Below are 4,335 nucleotides of genomic sequence, written 5' to 3'. Positions count from 1 at the left end.
CGGGCCGACCGGGTGGAGCACCTCGACCTGACCGGTCGCAACCTCAAGGAGTTTCCCGCCGAGGTGCTCCAGATGCCGTGGCTTCGTACCCTGATCCTGGACGGCAACCCGATCGGCGAGCTGCCCGAGGCGCTCGGGACGCTCACCCGGCTGGAGCACCTGTCGGTGCGCACATGCGAGCTGACCGCCCTGCCGGAATCGATCGGCGACCTGGCCGCGCTCCGGGTGCTGTGCGTCGCCGGCAACCGGGACACGGACCTGGACACGGTCGAGTTCACCCTGCCGGCCGCCATCGGCCGGCTCACCGCGCTGGAGGAACTCGACATCTCCTACCTGTCCGTCTCCGTCGACACGGAGTCGGGGTCGGAGTGGAACCTGCCGCAGGTGACACGGTTCGTCCTGCCGGACGCCTTCGGCGACCTGGTCGCGCTGCGCAAGCTGGTCGCCGACGGGACCGACGTCGTGTTCCCCGACTCCGCGCACGGGCTGGCCGCCGTCGAGGAGGTGTCCATGACCGGCGGGAGCCATTACTTCCTGCGGACCTTCCCCGAGGCCGTCACCACCTTCCCGAACCTGCGCCGGCTCGACCTGAGCGGCAACTACTTCGACACCGTCCCCGACAGCCTGCTGCGGTTGACCCGCCTCGAAGATCTCGACCTCGGCGACAGCCTCGGTCTGCTGCGCGACCCGCTGCCCGACCTCGGCCGCCTGCCCGCGCTGCGGGTCCTCGGCTTCGGCGGAGACAGCCGCCGCGCCGGCACGCCCCTGCCGTCGCACGTTTTCCTGCGGGAGCTGTTCGCCATGGAGCTGCCCGGACTGGAGGAGCTCCGGATCAGCCGGTGGCAGCGGAACACCAAGCGCCTCAAGCTCAAGCCCGAGCACTTCGCCGGGATCGGGACGTTTCGTCGGCTGCGGATCGTCGACCTGAGGTTCAATCAGCTCAACGACCTGCCGGCGGATTTCGACACGCTCCCCGATCTGGCGGTGGCCAACTTGTACGGCAACCTGTTCCCGAGGGCGGTCCGCGACCGGATCACCGCCGCACACCCGACCGCCCAGATCGACTTCGAGTAGGCGCGGCCCGCACCCGATCCGGGCGAAGCGGGGACGGCCGGCACCCAGGCGGGGCACCCGAATCGCGCATCACTTGAGTCCCCACGCGCTGCACCGAGATCATCCCGGTGCAGCGCGATCGACGCGACAGGGTTCTCACACACGCCCTAGGAACGCCAGCCGGGCAAGCGGTCGGACTCGCAGCCGGCGTCCTCGATGGCCGCCACGATGAAACTCTCCTCGACCGGGCCCTCGGTGAGCACGCTCACCCGGCCGGCCGCCAGGTTCACGTCCACGCCCACCACCCCCGGGATCAGGGCCAGCTCCCGCTTCACCGCCTCCACGCACGTGGCGCAGCTCCCGGTGTTCAGGTCGGGGATGCCGTAGGTGACGAGGCTGTGGACAAGGGTGATCATAAGGTCCTCCGAAGTGCCGTACAGGGGTTGGGTATGGGGTCCGTTTCACCACGCCGTACCCTTTTCTGAGCTTGCCGCAAGGAGAGCGGCGACGACAGCGGATACGACTTCCCCTTCCCGCCATGGCGGGAAGCGGACAGGAGAGGGACGTGAGCGACGAGGCCACCGCCAGGCGGGTGTACACGCGGATGCGCCGGCACCGGGAGTCGTTCGGCGCGGCGGCCGCCGGGCTGGGGCTGCGCGGCGCCGAGGTCGAGCGGGCCCGCGACCGGCTGACCAGGCTCGGCCTGCTCAACCCCGGCGCCGAGATCGCCGTCGACGCGATGGCGGCGCTCAACCGCATGCTGCTCGGCGGCGAGGAGCTGCTCGGGATGCTCGCCGAGCAGCGGGCGGCCTCCAGGGAGCTCACCGAGCACTACCTGCGCCTGGACGGCGACCCCCAGGACGCCCGCGTCGAGTTCTTCCCCCGGTCCAACGTGGAGGCCCTGCGGGTGAAGCTGCGGGCGGCGACGGACCTGGCCCGCGAGGAGGTCATGGGCATGCACATGCCGCACGCCTGGGAGCCGGAGCGGCTGCGGGACTCCCGCGCCGAGGACGTGCGCGCGGTGGCCCGCGGCGTGCGGGTGCGCATCATGCACGCCCAGAGCCAGCTGGCCCAGCCGGCGATGCGCGAGCACGTCCAGGGCATGCTGGAGGGCGGGGTCGAGGTGCGCACCATGCCGTTCGTCCCGGTACGGCTGATCATGCTGGACCGCGAGCTGGCCGTGGCCGAGGTGATGCCCGGCGACCTCATGGCGGGTGCGATGCTCATCGAGGGACGCGGGCTGGTCGCCTCCTACGCCGCGCTGTTCGACTACTGCTGGATGACCGCCTCCGAACCGGGCGACGTGCCCAGGGCGGCCGACGGCGAAGAGCTCAACGACCAGCAGCGGGCGGTGCTGCGCCTGCTGGCCACGGGCGCCAAGGACGACGCCATCGCCCGTGCCCTGGGCGTCTCGAACCGCACGGTGACCAGGGTCGTGGCCGAGCTGACCGCGCAGCTCGGCGCCGACAGCCGCTTTCAGGCGGGCGTCCGCGCCGCCAAGCTCGGCTGGATCTGAGCCGGGAAGGCCCTCTCTCCCCGATCCGCGCGCCGGGCGGATCGGGCTTGTGAAACTCGCATTGTTCTATCAGGATTAGAACATGCTCTATCGCGTCGACCCGAGCAGCAGCACGCCGTTGAGCGAGCAGATCGCCGGATGCGTCCGCCGCGGCATCGCCGACGGGCTGCTGACCCCCGGCGACCGGCTGCCCTCCGGCCGCGACCTGGCCTCCTCCCTGGAGGTCAACATGCACACCGTGCTGCGCGCCTACGCCGACCTGCGCGACGAAGGACTGATCGAGCTGCGTCCCGGCCGCGGCGCCACCGTCACCAGGACGAACCCGCGCGAGCGGGCACAGCTCGTGCAGACCGTCCGGCACCTTGTCACCGTGGCCCGCCGCGCGGGCCTGAACCGCGACGAACTGATGTCGCTGGTGGGGAAGGAATTCACATGATCGGTAAGGTCCGATGGCTGACGGGCGCGGTCGCCCTGCCCGCGGCGGTTCTGGGCGGCGCCGTGCTGACCGTGCTCGCCTGGCGTCAGCGGCTGCCCGCCGCGTTACCCGGCCGCAGCGGCGCGGCCCACGGCTCCACCGTCACGGTCGAGCAGTTGTCCACCCTGCTGCTCGGCGTCCCGGCGGCCGTCTGGCTGGCCGGGCTGGCCGGGTTCGTCCTGGCCGGTCGCGCGCCGGCCTCGCGCGCCCATGCGATCCGGACGGCGATCCTGGTCGCGGTCGTCACGATCGCCGTCGCGCCGGCCACGTCCCTGCTGGTCATCCTGCACGCGGCACTCGACGCCCCCACCGCGGCCCAGGCGGCTCCGCCCTCGCCGGCGGTGATGGGCGTGCTCGTCCCCGTGGCCACGCTCGCCGGCGCGTTCGCCGCCTTCCTGCTGGCCGGCCGCCGCACCCCCGCCGGCCGGGCCACCGGCGCCCCCGCCCCCGACGCTCCCCGGCTGCCGCTGCGCGGCCAGGAGAAGGTCTCCTGGCAGGAACGGCGCGTCAGCCGGGCCGTCGACCTGGGCGTGGCCGCTCTCACACTGACCGGGGCGGCCATGACGGCGGCGCTGGTCCTCACCGTCGGCCCCGCGGGCTGGGCCGGGGCCGCCGTCGTGGTCGTCGCCGTGGTGCTGCTGCCGATGCGCTCCTACCGGCTGGCCATCGACGAGCGCGCGGTGACCGTCACGCTCGGCCCGATCAGCCGGGAGGTCGCGGTCGGCAGCGTGCGCCGGGCCGACGCGGTCGACGTCCCGGCGGATCGGTGGCTGCTGAACGGAGCCCTGCACGGCGCCGGGGCGGGCATGTTGCTGCTGCCCGGGCCCGCGCTGGCCCTGCGCCTGGCCGACGGCACCGACTTCCTGGTGTCCTGCCGCGACGCCCCCACCGCCGCCGGCCTGATCAACAGCCTGCGCGACCAGGCCGCCTGAGCGCCCGGGGCCGGCACGCCGGTGACATTGGTCAATGTGATCACGCTGATCCCATTGATCACTCGGCCACCGGCGGGCCGGGACCCGGCCTATACACTGCCGCTGTTCCTGGTTCTCGTGGCGCCCGGCCCGTCGCGGCCGTGCGGCACCGTTCTCCTGGGGGGCGCACCTGCGCCGCCTGCGTGTACACCCGATTCACGGATGGCATGGGGCAGGTGGGATGACGACGGTCGGGAAACCGGATCGGGTCGTGCCCGAACAGGGGCGGCCGTGGCCGCGCGGCGCGGCGCGGCACTACCGCCGCGATCCGCTGGGGTTCGTGGAGCGGGCGGCGGCCGAGCGCGGGCCGGTGTTCCGCC

5 protein-coding genes are annotated in these 4,335 nt (G+C 72.8%); 4 read left to right on the top strand and 1 reads right to left on the bottom strand.

The genetic code is table 11. From position 1 onward, the window contains the following. Positions 1 to 1,074 (top strand): leucine-rich repeat domain-containing protein (locus tag ACWCSD_RS48795; RefSeq protein ID WP_449926032.1); only part of this gene is annotated, 1,074 nt, incomplete at its 5' end. Between the two features lie 146 nt (positions 1,075 to 1,220). Here ACWCSD_RS48795 and ACWCSD_RS48790 read toward each other — a convergent pair. After that, entirely contained in the window at positions 1,221 to 1,469 is a 249-nt protein-coding gene (locus ACWCSD_RS48790) for a heavy-metal-associated domain-containing protein (RefSeq protein WP_397162767.1), read from the bottom strand. A gap of 149 nt (positions 1,470 to 1,618) precedes the next feature. Between ACWCSD_RS48790 and ACWCSD_RS48785 the strand changes: the two genes are divergently transcribed. From ACWCSD_RS48785 to ACWCSD_RS48775, 3 genes are all read left to right on the top strand, one after another. Then, positions 1,619 to 2,569, top strand: a complete 951-nt coding sequence (locus ACWCSD_RS48785; RefSeq protein ID WP_364341404.1) for a helix-turn-helix transcriptional regulator — start codon at positions 1,619 to 1,621, stop codon at positions 2,567 to 2,569. 82 nt (positions 2,570 to 2,651) lie between these two features. Next, entirely contained in the window at positions 2,652 to 3,005 is a 354-nt protein-coding gene (locus tag ACWCSD_RS48780; RefSeq protein ID WP_352360048.1) for a GntR family transcriptional regulator, read from the top strand. Further along, positions 3,002 to 3,976: a hypothetical protein gene (locus ACWCSD_RS48775; protein WP_449926027.1), complete on the top strand. Its 975-nt coding sequence runs from the start codon at positions 3,002 to 3,004 to the stop codon at positions 3,974 to 3,976. The genes ACWCSD_RS48780 and ACWCSD_RS48775 overlap by 4 nt, the downstream gene beginning before the upstream one ends. Positions 3,977 to 4,335: the final 359 nt, after the last annotated feature.

Source organism: Nonomuraea sp. NPDC001684 (assembly GCF_053596515.1).
This window is presented reverse-complemented; position numbering and strand designations above follow the sequence as displayed.

Excerpts from the sequence above, each read along its gene's own strand:
- ACWCSD_RS48790 (WP_397162767.1), bottom strand. The coding sequence starts at position 1,469 with ATGATCACCCTTGTCCACAGCCTCGTCACCTACGGCATCCCCGACCTG.
- ACWCSD_RS48780 (WP_352360048.1), top strand. The coding sequence starts at position 2,652 with ATGCTCTATCGCGTCGACCCGAGCAGCAGCACGCCGTTGAGCGAGCAG.
- ACWCSD_RS48775 (WP_449926027.1), top strand. The coding sequence starts at position 3,002 with ATGATCGGTAAGGTCCGATGGCTGACGGGCGCGGTCGCCCTGCCCGCG.